This window comes from Streptomyces sp. NPDC001828 (genome assembly GCF_042892175.1).
In the GTDB taxonomy this organism is placed as follows: Bacteria; Actinomycetota; Actinomycetes; order Streptomycetales; family Streptomycetaceae; genus Streptomyces.
Genome location: NZ_JBIATV010000025.1, coordinates 1 through 15,029 on the forward strand (window position 1 = coordinate 1; position 15,029 = coordinate 15,029).

12 protein-coding genes, 1 pseudogene and 1 riboswitch are annotated in these 15,029 nt (G+C 74.6%); of the genes and pseudogenes, 6 read left to right on the forward strand and 7 right to left on the reverse strand.

Annotated features, from left to right (window positions below; all coding sequences use genetic code 11):
- From ACFYZA_RS39540 to ACFYZA_RS39550, 3 genes and pseudogenes are all read left to right on the forward strand, one after another.
- A pseudogene (locus ACFYZA_RS39540) lies at nucleotides 1-332 on the forward strand (ATP-dependent helicase); the annotation flags it as partial.
- Between the two features lie 89 nt (nucleotides 333-421).
- On the forward strand, nucleotides 422-730 hold the full coding sequence (locus ACFYZA_RS39545; RefSeq protein WP_382597457.1) for an SCO5918 family protein: 309 nt from the start codon (nucleotides 422-424) through the stop codon (nucleotides 728-730).
- Between the two features lie 200 nt (nucleotides 731-930).
- Nucleotides 931-1,257, forward strand: a complete 327-nt coding sequence (locus ACFYZA_RS39550; RefSeq protein WP_382597452.1) for a MerR family transcriptional regulator — start codon at nucleotides 931-933, stop codon at nucleotides 1,255-1,257.
- Nucleotides 1,258-1,380: 123 nt separating this feature from the next.
- On the opposite strand, the gene ACFYZA_RS39555 is transcribed toward ACFYZA_RS39550, so the two are convergent.
- The 5 genes from ACFYZA_RS39555 to ACFYZA_RS39575 form a co-directional block, all read right to left on the reverse strand.
- On the reverse strand, nucleotides 1,381-2,088 hold the full coding sequence (locus ACFYZA_RS39555; RefSeq protein ID WP_382597450.1) for a GntR family transcriptional regulator: 708 nt from the start codon (nucleotides 2,086-2,088) through the stop codon (nucleotides 1,381-1,383).
- Between the two features lie 47 nt (nucleotides 2,089-2,135).
- Nucleotides 2,136-3,581, reverse strand: a complete 1,446-nt coding sequence (locus ACFYZA_RS39560) for an NAD(P)/FAD-dependent oxidoreductase (RefSeq protein WP_388495054.1) — start codon at nucleotides 3,579-3,581, stop codon at nucleotides 2,136-2,138.
- Between the two features lie 285 nt (nucleotides 3,582-3,866).
- A complete protein-coding gene (locus ACFYZA_RS39565) occupies nucleotides 3,867-4,181 on the reverse strand; it encodes a (2Fe-2S)-binding protein (protein WP_382597446.1) in 315 nt (104 codons plus the stop codon).
- A 29-nt stretch (nucleotides 4,182-4,210) separates the two neighbouring features.
- Entirely contained in the window at nucleotides 4,211-5,359 is a 1,149-nt protein-coding gene (locus ACFYZA_RS39570) for an NAD(P)/FAD-dependent oxidoreductase (RefSeq protein WP_388495055.1), read from the reverse strand.
- A 53-nt stretch (nucleotides 5,360-5,412) separates the two neighbouring features.
- Entirely contained in the window at nucleotides 5,413-6,501 is a 1,089-nt protein-coding gene (locus ACFYZA_RS39575; RefSeq protein ID WP_382597442.1) for a Dyp-type peroxidase, read from the reverse strand.
- Nucleotides 6,502-6,736: 235 nt separating this feature from the next.
- Here ACFYZA_RS39575 and ACFYZA_RS39580 point away from each other — a divergent pair, with 235 nt between their 5' ends.
- On the forward strand, nucleotides 6,737-7,345 hold the full coding sequence (locus ACFYZA_RS39580; RefSeq protein ID WP_388495056.1) for an RBBP9/YdeN family alpha/beta hydrolase: 609 nt from the start codon (nucleotides 6,737-6,739) through the stop codon (nucleotides 7,343-7,345).
- Here the strand turns inward: ACFYZA_RS39580 and ACFYZA_RS39585 are convergent.
- A complete protein-coding gene (locus ACFYZA_RS39585) occupies nucleotides 7,323-7,583 on the reverse strand; it encodes a hypothetical protein (protein ID WP_382597438.1) in 261 nt (86 codons plus the stop codon). The two genes, ACFYZA_RS39580 and ACFYZA_RS39585, sit on opposite strands and share 23 nt — an antisense overlap.
- Before the next feature lie 200 nt (nucleotides 7,584-7,783).
- On the opposite strand from ACFYZA_RS39585, the gene ACFYZA_RS39590 reads away from it, so the two are divergent.
- Complete coding sequence (locus tag ACFYZA_RS39590) at nucleotides 7,784-9,460, forward strand: sigma-70 family RNA polymerase sigma factor (protein WP_388495057.1); 1,677 nt, start codon at nucleotides 7,784-7,786, stop codon at nucleotides 9,458-9,460.
- A 90-nt stretch (nucleotides 9,461-9,550) separates the two neighbouring features.
- On the opposite strand, the gene cobN is transcribed toward ACFYZA_RS39590, so the two are convergent.
- Nucleotides 9,551-13,180, reverse strand: coding sequence for a cobaltochelatase subunit CobN (gene cobN, locus ACFYZA_RS39595; protein ID WP_388495058.1), 3,630 nt, complete (start codon nucleotides 13,178-13,180; stop codon nucleotides 9,551-9,553).
- Nucleotides 13,181-13,254: 74 nt separating this feature from the next.
- Nucleotides 13,255-13,340: riboswitch (cobalamin riboswitch) on the reverse strand.
- 309 nt (nucleotides 13,341-13,649) lie between these two features.
- On the opposite strand from cobN, the gene ACFYZA_RS39600 reads away from it, so the two are divergent.
- Complete coding sequence (locus ACFYZA_RS39600) at nucleotides 13,650-14,969, forward strand: cobalamin biosynthesis protein CobG (protein ID WP_388495067.1); 1,320 nt, start codon at nucleotides 13,650-13,652, stop codon at nucleotides 14,967-14,969.
- Nucleotides 14,970-15,029: the final 60 nt, after the last annotated feature.

A 15,029-nucleotide genomic window follows, 5' to 3' on the forward strand; every position in this document is an offset into this window, starting at 1 on the left:
TCCACCGTGGCGGCCGCACCGCCCGCGCCGGCGAGTCCGGCAGCGTCGTCACCCTCGTCACGCCCAACCAGCGCCGCGAGATGAGCCGCCTGATGGTCAACGCGAGCATCGTCCCGCAGACCACTCAAGTACGCTCCGGCGACGAGGAGTTGACCCGCATCACCGGCGCCCAGGCGCCCTCCGGCATCCCGGTCACCATCAAGGCACCGGTCGCCGAGCGCCCCCGCCGCAGCGCCTCCGCCTCCTCCTCGCGCGGCCGCCGCAGCCGCCCGTCCCAGGAGCGGCGCGCCGCCCGCGCCACCGAGCCCCGCCAGTCCGGGACGGCCGCCTGAGCCCGTACGCGGTCCTTCAGCGGGGCGTTCGCGCCCCGACCGCCGACCGCACACCCGGTCGGTCCACCCCCCAAGCCTTGGAAGGCATCATGCGCTGCGTCATCGCCCGCTTCCCGTTCGATCTCTCCAAGGCCCAAGTGGTGGCCGCGATGAAGGGCATCAAGCCCGAGCCCGTCGAAGGTGACTCCGTCCTCATCGGACGCCGCCACTACCCCGTCAAGCAGGTGGGCGAGGTCATCACCCGCCAGGACCGCCGCGACTTCAGCGCCCAGGAGGTGACCCGGGCCATGACCCGCCTGGGCTTCACCTGCCAGGGCCTCCCCCAGGCCGCGCCCGCCCGCGCCCTGACCCCGCTGGAAGCGGCGACCGAGATGCTCGGCGTCAGCGCGCTCGCGTAGCCGCGGAGCCGGACGCACCACAGCACCGAGAACACCACGAGGGCCCCGCCGGATCACCGGCGGGGCCCTCGTCATGTGCCGGGTTCGCCGCCCCCGCCGGTCGGCGCGACGCCCGGGGCGGTCGATGGTGTTGAATTTCCCCTCGGGTCCGCGGTCCCGTACGGCGCCGCGGACCTTCGACGCGGTGCGAAAGAGGTGACATGACAGCGGACAGCCCGCTCAGTGGTCGACTGGACGACGACGACTACCCCGCCTACACGATGGGCCGGGCCGCCGAGATGATCGGTGCGAGCCCCGGATTCCTGCGCGCCCTGGGCGAGGCGCGGCTGATCACTCCGCTGCGCTCCGAAGGCGGCCACCGGCGCTACTCCCGCTACCAGCTGCGCATCGCCGCCCGCGCCCGCGAGCTGGTCGACCAGGGCACCCCCGTCGAGGCGGCCTGCCGCATCGTCATCCTGGAGGACCAGCTGGAGGAGGCCCAGCGCCTCAACGCGCAGTACCGCGACGCGGCGGGCAAGGACGACTGAGCCCGCTGACAGCGAGCCCCAACTGGCTCCAACTCCCTTATATGCGAGCCTAGTTGACGCTGCCAGCCAACCTCGGGGGGATCGGGCCCACGCCCGTGTGAGTGTGGCGGCGGGCCGGCGGGTTCAGCGGGTCGCGCCCAGGCGGCGCTCGGGCCTGGGCTCGGCGGCCTCGCTCCTGGCCCACAGCGAGCGGACGTGCCCGAGGTGGCGGGTCATGCACTTCTCGGCGCCCCGGGCGTCACCGGCCAGCATGAGGTCGAGCAGCTCGATGTGCTCCTCGGCCGACGGGATCAGCTCGTCGCGCTGGTCGAGCGCGGTCAGACCGTACAGACGCGACCGCTTGCGCAGATCGCCGACGGTCTCCACCAGGCGCTCGTTGCCGGACAGCGCGAGCAGCGAGAGGTGGAAGCGGCGGTCGGCCTCCAGATAGCCGATGAGGTCGTGGTCGCGGGCCGCCCGCACGATCTCCTCGGCGTCCGGCCGCAGCGCCTCCAGGTCGGCGCGGTCCGCGCTGCGGGTGATCCGGCCGATCATCGGGACCTCGATCAGCGCGCGGATCTCGGTGTACTGGTCGAGATCGCGCTCGTTGACCTCGGTGATCCGGAAGCCCTTGTTGCGGACCGGCTCCACCAGGCCCTCCCGGGCGAGATCGAGCATGGCCTCGCGCACGGGGGTCGCGGAGATGCCGAACTCCTCGGCGAGGCCGGGCGCCGAGTACACCTGGCCGGGGCGCAGCTCGCCGGAGATCAGCGCGGCGCGCAGGGCGTGGGCGACCTGGTCGCGCAGCCGCTCGGTGGTGGTGATGACCTTGCTCTGCTTCAGGTGTCCCATGCTGCTGTTCCTCCGTACCGAGCGGAGACCCAGAGTACAATGTCACGTTACGTTTGCGACTGGCCCGGTTCCTCGGCATCTCCGGGCACTTGGGCGGCCAGCGCCCCGAGCGTGACCGGCACCGCCAACGGGCGGCGCTGCGCCGGGGGTTGACCGTCCCCGGCGAGACAGGACACCGCCGCCCCGCACATCCGCCCCTGGCACCAGCCCATGCCGGCCCGCGTGAACAGCTTGACGGTACGGGCGTCGCGGGCGCCCTGCTCGGTGACCGCCTCGCGGATCCGGCCCGCCGTCACCTCCTCGCAGCGGCACACCTCGGTGCCGTCGGTGAGCCAGCCGGTCCAGCCGGGCCCCGGCGCGTGCGTGGCGGCCATGGCCTCGGCGAAGGTACGCAGCCGGGTGCGGCGGGACAGCAACCGCCGCACGCGCCGGTCCGCGCCGGGGCGCCCTCCGAGCCGCGCGGCAATGGCGAACGCCGCCAACTCGCCCTCTACACGGGCAAGTTGCGCACCACCGACACCACCGGCCTCCCCCGCGGCCCACACCCCCCTGACGGACGTCTCCTGCCCGGGGGTCAGAGCGAGGGCGAGGGTGTTGTCGGGGGTGCGGCGGGTGGCGCAGCCCAGGGTGGTGGCCAGTTCGATCCCGGGGACGAGGCCGTGCCCGACGGCGAGGGCGTCGCAGGCGATCTCGTACCCGGACCCCGGAACGGGCCGCCACCGTGCGTCGAGCCGGGAGACGGTGACGGCCTCGACGCGTTCGACGCCGTGCACCTCGGTCACCGCACTGCGGGTGCGCAGCGCCACCCGGTGCCGGAGCAGCGCGGCGCCGTGCGTCGCGGCCTCGCCGAGCTTGTGCGGGTTGGCGGCGAGTGCGCGGGGGTGGCGGGCGTAGCCGAGGTAGCCGGACGCCTCGATCACGGCCGGCACCTCGGCGCCGGCCGCGCCGAGCGAGGAGGCGACGGCGAGGAGCAGCGGCCCGCTCCCGGCCACGACGACCCGCTTCCCCGGCAGCACGAGCCCGCCCTTCAGCATGGCCTGGGCCCCACCGGCCCCCACGACCCCGGGCAATGTCCAGCCGGGGAAGGGGAGTTGACGCTCGTACGCGCCGGTGGCGAGCAGCACGGCCCGCGCCCGAATCCGCACGGGCCGACCATCAGCCTCGGCGCCCCCGTCGGCCCCGTCGAGAGCACGTACCGTCCAGTCGTCGTCGCCGCCGCGCTCGACGGCCCACACGTGATGCCGGGCGAGATGATCGACCCGCCCGGCCGCGAGCCGCCCGCGCAGGGCGACGAAGGCGTCCCAGTCGTGGTGCAGCGCCCCGGGCCGCGCCGCCCCGAGCGCGGGAGCGGGCTGCCGGTAGAACTGCCCCCCGATCCCCTCGGCCAAGTCCAACAGCGCGACGTGAAGCCCGAGTTCCCCCGCAGCGGCAGCCCCCGCAAGCCCAGCGGGCCCCGCCCCCACGACGACGAGGTCATACACCCCCTTCACCATCCCAACCCCCTGAGCCACACGAATCCCTCCCCAACCGGCCCGTCTGCCCCCAACCCCTCCAGGGGAGAGAGGACCGACGCGAACACCCCAGCCGCCCCCAACCCCCTGAGGGGCGCGGGGAACTGCGCGACCAGCCACAAACAACCCGCACCCAAAGAGGACGCGCCCCGCACAACCCCGACCAGCCCCTCGGGCACCTCATCCCGACCCCGCACGGCAAAGGGCGTAGGGAGCCACGCGCTCAACCCACCACGAGCCGCACCCGAAAACGGCGGAGCCCCCCGCTCAGACGGCCAGTTCCCCACGCCCATCCCCCTCCTGCGTCACGACCTCGTCCCCGGGGGCCGCCGCCACCAGGCACGCCCGCCGATTGGCAACGCCATTGACCGTGGCCAGGCAGTCGAAGCACTGCCCGATCCCGCAGAACGCACCCCGTGGCCGCCCGCCCCCACGGGTCGTCCGCCAGGCCAGAATCCCCGCGGCCCACAGCGCCGCCGCCAGACTCTGCCCCGGCAGCGCCGGCACCGCCCGCCCGTCGACCGTGATCTCGAACGCGGGCCCCGGCCGCGCGCCGGCCAGCTCATGAGGGGTTCGGGCCACGCGGCCCTCCTTTCCTGACCGACGACGCCTCACGCCTCGGCCCCGCCGTCGAACCGGGCCGGGTCGAACGGGCCTATGTCCAGCGGCAGTTGGCCGCCGGTCAAGCAGTCCGCGATGATCCGCCCGGTAACGGGTGCGAGCCCGATCCCCGCCCCCTCGTGCCCGCACGCGTGCAACAGCCCCGGCACCCTCGGATCCACCCCGATCGCCGGAAGGTGGTCCGGCAGATACGGCCGGAACCCCGCGTACGTACGGATCACCCGCACCCCCGCGAGGACGGGGAAGAGCGCGGTCGCCCCGGCCGCGAGCCGCCGCAGGGCCGGTACCGACAGCGTGCGGTCGAACCCCACGCGCTCACGGCTCGCGCCGATCAGGACCGGCCCCGCCGGCGTCCCCTCGACCACCGCCGAGGTCTGGAGCTCGGCCGAACCGCTGGCGACGTCCGCGACGTAGTCCGCCGCGTACACCTTGTGCCGCACCACGCGCGGCAACGGCTCGGTGACCAGTACGAAGCCGCGCCGGGGCAGCACCGGCAACAACACCCCGGCCAGTCGCGCGAGTTCGCCGCCCCAGGTGCCGGCGGCGTTGACGACGTACGGCGCGTGCAGCACACCGGACGCGGTGCGTACGCCGCGTACCGCGCCGCCCGCCCCCGTGAGCAGCCCGGTGACCTCCTGGCCGAGCCGGACCTCGGCGCCCGACGCGCGCAGCAGATGCGTCGCGGCGAGGGCGGGCATGACCTGGGCGTCCTGCGGATAGTGGAAGCCCCCCGCGAGATCCGGAGCCAGGTGCGGCTCCAGGTCGGGCAGCCGGTCGGCCGCCACGTCGCGTACGGTCACGCCCGCCTTCTCCTGGGCCGCGGCGAAGGCGCGCAGTGCGGTCAGGCCCGCCTCGTCGGAGGCCACGACGAGGCCGCCCTTGGGTTCGTACTCGACCCCGCGCGGCAGGAGTTCTGCGAGCGCCTGCCACAACTGGGCCGAGTGCAGGGCGAGTTCGAGTTCGGGTCCTGGTGCCTTGTCGGAGACGAGGAGGTTGCCCTCGCCGGATCCCGTGGTGCCGCCGGCCACGGGGCCCCGGTCGAGGACGGTCACCCTCAGTCCGGCGCGGGCGGCGTAGTAGGCGCAGGCGGCCCCCACGATGCCCGCGCCCACGACGATGACGTCCGGGGTGCGTGTCATGACCACCCCGGTAATATTTCACATGGCACCCCCCGAGCAAACCCCCCGCCCCCTCACAGCACCGAACTCCCCAGCGCCCGCCCGGGCCGCCCACCCGGCAGCACGTAGAACAGCGCCGAACCGTACTGGTCCGCATAGGAGTTGAGCGCATCGCCCGCCGCCAGCCGGGCACCGACCCGTACGAACAACGCGGGGTCCCTCATGTACGCGAGGAAGAGCAGCCCCCGGTCCCCGGGGCTGTTCTCGTACGAGTAGCTCCGGCGCAGCATCCGCGCGCCCCCGTCGAGCCCGGGACCGGCAAGGCGTACGTGGGCGTCGGGGGGCAGGGCGGCACCGTCGGGGCCCAGCGGCCCGCCTCCCTTGCGGCGCCCGACGATCTGCTCCTGCCGGGCTACCGGCAGGCGGCCGAACTCCTCCACCCGCAGCCGGATCCGCCGCACCACGAGGAACGTGCCGTCCGCGTAACGCCCCTGCCCGGGCAGCCAGACCCAGCGCTCGCTCTCCGACGCCGTGGGGTTGGCCGTGCCGTTCCTGAAGCCGAGGAGGTCGCGCGGGGCCTCGCCGCCCCTCGGCGGCGCGAAGAGTTCGGAGCGCGGTCCGGGGCCTTCGGCCGGCAGGAAGCCCGCCTGGCGCCAGCGCGGCAGCAGCACCCCCGCGCCCGCGCCCGCGAGCAGCCCGGCAAGGCGCTCGCACCCCCGGGGATCCCGCGCGCAGATCTGCACGCCGATCTCGCCGCCCCCCGCCCCCGCGTCCAGGTGCTCCCCGGTGAACCCGGGCAGCTCCCGCAGCCCCTCGGGTGCCCCGACGCCGAGCCGCTGCGGCAGGGCGGGGCCGATGCCGACGGTCGCGGTGGGCCCGGCCGGCATCTCGGCGAGCAGCTCGCTCCACCGTGCCAGCAGCCGCCGTACCGCGTCGCGCCCGGGGGCGCCCCGGGTGCCCGGGGTGAGGTCGTAGGAGACGAAGAGCAGGTGCGGCTGCTGGGGCTCGGCCACCCCGGCCTGCCGGACCGGCCCGTCCATGGGTCCGGGAACGGGCCGCCGGTCCCGCTCGCGCCGAGGCGCCGCGGCCTCGCACCCGCTCAGCGCGAAGGCCATGGGAAGGGTGGTGAGAAGCGCGCGGCGCCGGAACTCCGGGTCACTCAAGTCATCGTACAAAACAGTACATTTCGTGAGAGAAGTGCTCGGTACGATACACCTGCGGCACCCCGGGTACGGGGAGTTCCGGAGGGCGCCCGACGAAATGCGGCAGAGCGGGACGAGAGCGGCGGAGCGAGAGCGGCGGAGTGAAGAGCGGCGGAGTGAAGAGCGGCGGAGTGAAGAGAGCCGCAGGGCAAGTGCCGCGAGCGAAGAGCGGCGAGCGAGGGGAAGCGGGGGAGCAATGTTCGGCTACGTGATCATTCCCGGTATCGACGGGTCCGACGAGCGGCACTGGCAGAGCGAGTGGGAGCGGCAGTGGGGGCCGTCGGCGGTGCGCACCGCCCCGGCCTCGTGGTCCGAGCCGGACCTGGACGACTGGGTCGACGCCGTTCAGGAGGCCGTCGACGAGGCGGCCCGGCAGCACGACGCCGTGGTGCTCGTGGCCCACAGCCTGGGCTGCTGGGCGGCGGCCACCTGGCTGGCCCAGGACCCGTCACCCATGGCCGCGGCCGCGTTCCTGGTGGCCCCGCCCGACCCGCTGTCCCCGGCGTTCCCGAGCGAATCCGCACCGACCTTCACCGAGCTGGCGGCGCGCCCGCTCCCCGTCCCCGCCCTGGTGGTGGCCGGCACGAACGACCCGTACTGCGCCCCCGAAACCTCCGCCGCCTTCGCCGCGCAGTGGGGCGCCCGCCACCAGCTGGCCGGGGCCGTCGGACACATCAACTCCGGCAGCCTGCTGGGCAGTTGGACGGAAGGGCGGGACCTCCTTGACTCCCTGATCCTCACCCACGACCCGGCCCCCGCCCACGAGACGGCCGCCCCCGCCGCTACTGCTCCCCCAGCGGGTTGACCGGCGCCGGCGGCGCGTCCGGGTCGTCCTCGGCGCGGGGGAGCGGGCGGTGCCCCTCCGACCAGTGGTTGGACCAGCCGCACACGCCGCACGAGTACCGCCCGTCGAGCCCGGCCAGCTCGGTGCCGCACCGCTTGCACTGCGTGTAGGTGATGTCCGGCGTCTGCGTCGGCCCGCGCCCCGGCAGCGGCTCGGCCTCGGGCGGCCGCTCCGGCTCGGACGCGGGGGTGTCACTCATGCGTCGGAGCGTACGCCCGCCCCGGAGTGACCGGTCTCACGTGCACCTGCCGTCCCACCTCTGACCGGCAGGTGGCGACCGGTACATGGGGAGACGGCGGTCGATATCTGTCATCCGTTTTCTGTTATCCGACCACCGTCGCCCTGTTCTCCTCTCCGTCGGGTCAGTTAGGTTCGGTGCTCCGGGAGAGTGGACGAGGCGTGATCAGTGAACAGATAGCCGCGGTGGTCGTCGCGGCCCGGGACGGGGATCAGTCGGCGCGCGACGAGCTCGTCGCCGGGTATCTGCCGCTCGTGTACAACATCGTCGGGCGCGCCCTCAACGGGCACGCCGACGTCGACGACGTCGTGCAGGAGAGCCTGCTGCGGATGCTCGACGGGCTCGGCTCGCTGCGGGATCCGGAGGCCTTCCGGTCCTGGCTCGTCGCCGTCACCATGAACGAGATCCGCCGGTACTGGCAGGGCCACCGCCGTACCCCCGTCGACGGCGGGCTCCAGGACGCCCACGACCTCGCCGACCCCGGCGCCGACTTCGTCGACCTCACCATCGTGCGGCTCGGGCTCTCCGGGCAGCGCAGGGAGGTCACCGAGGCCACCCGCTGGCTGGAGCCCGACGACAGGGCGCTGCTCTCGCTGTGGTGGCTGGAGGCGGCCGGGGTGCTCAGCCGCGGCGAGGTCGCCTCGGCGCTCGACCTGTCGGCCGAGCACACCGCCGTACGCGTCCAGCGCATGAAGGGCCAGCTGGAGACCGCCCGGGTCGTCGTGCGGGCGCTGGCCGGGATCGAGCGCTGCGGCGAGCTGTACGGGCTCGCGCTGTCCTGGGACGGCGTGCCGTCGGCCCTGTGGCGCAAGCGCATAGCCCGCCACGCCCGTACCTGCGCGGTCTGCTCTGGGCACTGGAGCGGGCTCATACCCGCCGAGGGGCTCCTGGTCGGGCTCGCGCTCGTCCCGGTGGGCGCGGGCACCGCCGGTCTGCTCGCCGTTCTGGGCGGCCCCTCGCCCGCCCTGGAGACCACCGCCCACGCGACCACCGCCCACGCGACCGCCGCCACCCGGTCCGCTCCTCGCGGCGGTCACGGCGCGCACGCGGCGGGCCGCCGCCGCGCCCCCACCTCGCGGCGCGACCGGCGCGACCGGCGGGCGCGCCGACGGCGCCGGGCCGCCGCCGTCATCGCGGGGCTGGCCGCCGTCGCCGCTCTCGGCGGGGCCTACCACTTCGTCACCGGCCCGGGGCAGGACGCCTCCCGCTCCGTCGCGGACGCCCCCCTCACCACCACCGACGCCGCGAGCGCCGACGGCATCGGCACCGGGCCCCTGTCGCCGAGCCCGTCCGTCTCCAACTCGCCCTCGAAGGCGAGCAGTTCGCCTTCGCCCAGCGCCTCGGCCAAGCACTCCTCGGCCCCCGCAGCCAAGCCGTCCACGCACCCCGCGCCGCCGAAGCCCGCCGCCCCCAGCACCAGGCGTGCGGCGCCGAGCAGCACCGACGACGGCACCCCGGCCGCCGTGCAGCAGGTGCTCGACCTGGTCAACTCCGAGCGGAGCAAGGCCGGTTGCTCGGCGCTCACCAGCAACGCCAAGCTCTACGACGCGGCGCTCAAGCACTCCGAGAACATGGCCGCGCAGAACTTCTTCGACCACACCGACCCGAGCGGCGCGGGCCCGGGCGAGCGCATCACCGCCGCCGGGTACCAGTGGAGTACGTACGGCGAGAACATCGCGCGGGGCCAGGCGGACGCGGCCGCCGTCATGGACTCCTGGATGCACAGCCCCGGCCACCGCGCCAACATCCTGAACTGCGCGTTCAAGGAGATCGGCATCGGTGTGCACTACGGGTCCGGCGGCCCCTGGTGGACCCAGGACTTCGGCACCCGCAGCTGACACCGCCGACGTACGAGGGCGGGCCCGGTCTTCGCGACCGGGCCCGCCCCTGTGCGTACGCGAGCGGTACCTACAGCGGTACCTGCCCGCTCAGTCCTGGTCCTCCAGGTCGCCCTCGGTCTCCAGGTACACCTGACGCAGCGCTTCGAGCACCGCCGGGTCGGGCTTGGCCCACATGCCGCGGGACTCGGCCTCCAGGAGGCGTTCCGCGATGCCGTGCAGGGCCCAGGGGTTGGCGTTCTGGAGGAACTCGCGGTTGGCCGGGTCCAGGACGTACGTCTCGGTCAACTTGTCGTACATCCAGTCGGCGACCACGCCCGTCGTGGCGTCGTAGCCGAACAAGTAGTCCACCGTGGCGGCGAGTTCGAAGGCGCCCTTGTAGCCGTGGCGGCGCATCGCCTCGATCCACTTGGGGTTGACCACGCGGGCCCGGAAGACCCGGCTCGTCTCCTCGACCAGGGTGCGGGTGCGGACCGTCTCGGGCCGGGTGGAGTCGCCGATGTACGCCTCGGGGGCGGTGCCGCGCAGGGCGCGGACGGTGGCCACCATGCCGCCGTGGTACTGGAAGTAGTCGTCCGAGTCGGCGATGTCGTGCTCGCGGGTGTCGGTGTTCTTCGCCGCGACCGCGATCCGCTTGTACGCCGTCTCCATCTCGTCCCGCGCCGGGCGGCCGTCCAGCTCGCGGCCGTAGGCGTAGCCGCCCCACACCGTGTAGACCTCGGCGAGGTCGGCGTCGGTGCGCCAGTCGCGGGAGTCGATGAGCTGGAGCAGGCCCGCGCCGTAGGTGCCGGGGCGGGAGCCGAAGATGCGGGTGGTGGCCCGGCGTTCGTCGCCGTGCTCGGCGAGGTCGGCCTGGGTGTGGGCGCGGACGTAGTTCTGCTCGGCGGGCTCCTCCAGGGAGGCGGCGAGGCGCACCGCGTCGTCGAGCAGGCCGATGGTGTGCGGGAAGGCGTCGCGGAAGAAGCCCGAGATGCGCAGGGTGACGTCGATGCGGGGGCGGCCCAGCTCGTCGAGCGGGATCGGCTCCAGGCCGGTGACCCGGCGCGAGGCGTCGTCCCAGACGGGCCGGACGCCGAGCAGCGCCATGGCCTCGGCCACGTCGTCGCCCGCCGTGCGCATGGCGCTGGTGCCCCACAGGGAGAGCCCGACCGAGGTCGGCCAGTCGCCGTTGTCGGTGCGGTAGCGGTTGGCCAGCGATTCGGCGAGGGCCTGGCCGGTCTCCCAGGCGAGCCGGGAGGGGACGGCCTTGGGGTCGACGGAGTAGAAGTTGCGGCCGGTCGGCAGGACGTTGACCAGGCCTCGGAGCGGGGAGCCCGAGGGTCCGGCCGGGACGAAGCCGCCGTTCAGGGCGTGCACGGTGTGGTCGAGTTCGGCGGTGGTCGCGGCCAGGCGCGGCACGACCTCGCGGGCGGCGAACTCCAGGATGGCGCGCACCTGTTGGGGCTGGTCGGCGGGGATCGCCGCGAGGTCCCAGTCGGCGTCGTCCATCAACTGGACCAGGGCGCGGGCCTGTTCCTCGGCCTCGTCGGCGCTGGTGCGGGTGGCGGCGGACTCGTCGAGGCCGAGGGCCTCGCGCAGGCCGGGCAGGGCGGTGGTGCCGCCCCAGATCTGGCGGGCGCGCAGGATGGCGAGGACGAGGTTGACGCGGTCGGCGCCGGCCGGGGCGTTGCCGAGGACGTGCAGTCCGTCGCGGATCTGGACGTCCTTGATCTCGCAGAGCCAGCCGTCGAGATGCATGATGAAGTCGTCGAAGCCCTCGTCCTCGGGGCGGTCTTCGAGCCCCAGGTCGTGGTCGAGCTTCGCGGCCTGGATCAGCGTCCAGATCTGGGCGCGGATCGCGGGGAGCTTGGCCGGGTCCATGGACGCGATCTGGGCGTGCTCGTCGAGGAGTTGCTCCAGGCGCGCGATGTCGCCGTAGGAGTCGGCGCGGGCCATCGGCGGCACCAGGTGGTCGATGAGCGTGGCGTGCACGCGGCGCTTGGCCTGGGTGCCCTCGCCCGGGTCGTTGACCAGGAACGGGTAGACCAGCGGCAGGTCGCCGAGTGCGGCGTCGGGGCCGCAGGCGGCGGACAGGCCCGCGTTCTTGCCGGGCAGCCACTCCAGGTTTCCGTGCTTGCCCAGGTGGATCATCGCGTCGGCGCCGAAGCCGCCGTCGGCGGCGCTCGCCGCGATCCAGCGGTAGGCCGCCAGGTAGTGGTGCGAGGGCGGCAGATCGGGGTCGTGGTAGATCGCGATCGGGTTCTCGCCGAAGCCGCGCGGCGGCTGGATGAGGATCAGCAGGTTGTCGCGGCGCAGGGCCGCGAGCACGATGTCGCCCTCGGGGTTGCGGGACCGGTCGAGGAACATCTCGCCGGGCGGCGGGCCCCAGTGCTGCTCGACGTTCGTGCGCAGTTCCTCGGGCAGCGTCGCGTACCAGCGCTTGTAGTCGGCGGCCGGGATGCGGACCGGGTTGGCGGCCAGCTGCTCCTCGGTGAGCCAGTCCTGGTCGTGGCCGCCCGCGTCGATCAGGGCGCGGATCAGCTCGTCGCCGTCGCCGGAGACCAGGCCCGGGATCTCGTCCTCGGGTCCGAAGTCGTAGCCCTCGGCGCGCAGTCGGCGAAGGAGTGCGACGGCGCTGGCGGGGGTGTCGAGGCCGACCGCGTTGCCGATCCGGGAGTGCTTGGTCGGGTACGCGGAGAGCACGAGCGCGATGCGCTTGTCGGCGGCCGGGATGTGCTTGAGGCGGGCGTGGCGCACCGCGATACCGGCGGCGCGGGCGGAGCGCTCGGCGTCGGCGACGTAGGCGGGCAGGCCGTCGGCGTCGATCTCCTTGAAGGAGAACGGCACGGTGATCAGGCGGCCGTCGAACTCGGGGACGGCGATCTGGCTGGCCGCGTCGAGCGGGGAGACGCCCTCGTCGTTCTCCTCCCAGGCGCTGCGCGAGCCGGTGAGGCAGAGCGCCTGGAGGATCGGTACGTCCAGACCGCTGAGCGCGCCGGCGTCCCACGACTCGTCGTCGCCGCCCGCCGAGGCGGTGGCCGGCTTGGTGCCGCCGGCCGCGAGGACGGTGGTCACGATGGCGTCGGCGGCGCGCAGTTCGTCGATGAGCGCGGGCTCGGGGTCGCGCAGCGAGGACACGTACAGCGGGAGCGGCCGGCCCCCGGCGTCCTCGATGGCGCCGCACAGGGTGTCCACGAAGGCGGTGTTGCCGCTCATGTGGTGGGCGCGGTAGTAGAGCACGGCGACGACGGGTCCCTCGACCGGGCGGGCGGTGCGCTCCAGCGGGCCCCAGGACGGGGCGGGCGCGGGCGGTTCGAAGCCGTGGCCGGTGAGCAGCACGGTGTCGGACAGGAACCGGGCGAGCTGGTCGAGGTTGGCGGGGCCGCCGTGCGCGAGGTAGGCGTGCGCCTCGGCGGCGATGCCGACGGGGACGGTGGAGGCGGCCATCAGCTGGGCGTCCGGGGCCTGTTCGCCGGTCAGGACCACGACGGGCAGGCCGCTCGCGGTGAGCTGGTCCAGGCCGTCCTGCCAGGCGCGTACGCCGCCGAGCAGCCGTACGACGACGAGGCCGACGCCGTCGAGGAGTGCGGGCAGGGCGTCGAGCGCGAGGCGGGAGGGGTTCGCGAACCGGTACGGGACCGGGCCGTTCGCCGCGCGGGCGGAGAGCAGGTCGGTGTCGGACGTCGACAGGAGCAGGATGGGGCGGGGGTCCTCTGCGGGCTCCCCGGACGAGTGCAGCATGCGGCGTCAGGCCTTCCTCGGGGTGTCCGCGCCCCGGGTGGTGTCGGAATGGGTCTCCCCGAGCCGGGGAGGGGGAGTTCCTGACTCACCCGGTCTCCGAGCTGGCCTCGGTCCGGGCTCACAGTGGCGGGACCGCGCCGGAATCACACCGGGCTTCCTCCCCTGCCGCCGTCGCCGGCGCCGCCTGCATAGTAGCTACCCCGGTCGCCCGCCCCTTTGGGCGCGGGGTGGTTCTGGGGTGCGGGGGCTTTGGCCCGGGGTGCGCCGGGGCCCGCCCCGGACCCCGGGAGTTCGCCCCGCCCCTTCCCGCGACCTCCCGGGGGTGAGGAGGGGGTCGTGTGCGTTCGGCTGCGGACCGTGCGGGGCTGGTCGCGCGGTTCCCCGCGCCCTTGGCGGTACTGGGCGCGCATCCCGGCGGCCGACCGGCACCCGGACCACTCCCGGCGTGGCCACCGCCTCCCCCCTGGGTATGCTCGCCGCCATGCCGCCCCCCTCCTCAACACCCCCCAACCAGGGCGAACCCCCCATAGGGGGCACCCCGGGCGAAGTCGCGCCCAGTCCCGTCGTGCGGGACCGCGACGACGCCTGCCCCGGCGCCCTCCGGCTGCACACCGCCGACGACGGCGGACTGGCCCGACTCCGTCTGCCCGGCGGCATCTTGACGAACCGCCAGGTCGAGGCGCTGGCCGTCGCGGCCGAGCGGTACGGGGACGGCCACCTCGGCATCACCTCGCGCGGCAACGCCGAGCTCCGCGGCATCGGCGACCACTGCGGCAACGGCCTCGCCGAACTCCTGCGCCACACCGCCCTGATGCCCTCCGAGCGGCACGAGCGCGTCCGCAACATCGTGGCGTCCCCGCTGGCCGGGCTCGACGGCGAGGGCCACGGCACCCTGCACCCGTGGCTGCGCGCCCTGGACGCGCTGCTGTGCGCCCAGGACTGGACCACCGCCCTCTCGGGCCGCTTCCTGTTCGCCCTGGACGACGGCCGCGGCGACGTCGCCGGCCTCGGCGGCGATGTGACCTTGCTCTCCCGAGACGGAGGGTCGGCACTCATACGCGTCGGGGCCACCACCCTGCGCGTGGCCGCCGCCGACGCCCCCCGCGCCGCCCTGGCGGCCGCCCACGCCTTCCTCGCCACCGCGAACGCCGCCGGCACCGGCGCCTGGCGGGTGCGCGAACTGCCCCCGGGCCACGAGGTGGACCTCGCCGCCGAGCTGGCCCGCGCGGGCATCCCGGCCGGGCCCGCCCCCACACCGGACGAGGCACCCGCCCCCGTCCCGCCGGAGCCCGGCGCCGTGCGGGGCCCCGACGGGACGTACGCGGTGCTCGTGGCGCCCGTGCTCGGCCGGGTGAGCAGCGGGCAGCTGCGGGCGCTCGCCGGCCCGGGCGGCGAGATCAGGATCACCCCGTGGCGCGGATTCGTCGTCCCCGGGTTCGACGAGCGCGGCGCCCGCGAGCGGCTGGCGGAACTCGGGGACGCCGGGTTCATCACCGGCCCAGGCTCCCCGTGGAGCGGGGTCGGTGCGTGCACCGGGCGGCCCGGCTGCGCGAAGGCGCTGGCCGACGTGCGCCGGGACGCCCTGCCGGGCGCCGGCGGGCTGCCGGTCTACTGGTCCGGGTGCGAGCGGCGCTGCGGCCATCCGCACGGCGACTGGGTGGACGTGACCGCGACCGCCGACGGCCACTACGCGGTGGCGGTACGGGGAGACGCGGGAGAACACCAACTGCCTTGCCCACAGGGTGAGTTGGCGGCCGCCATCGCACGGGCGCGAGGCGGCCGGCCATGAGGACCGCACCGGCCGGCACACGTATGACGGCGACAACGGGCACGACGGCGACGGGGACCA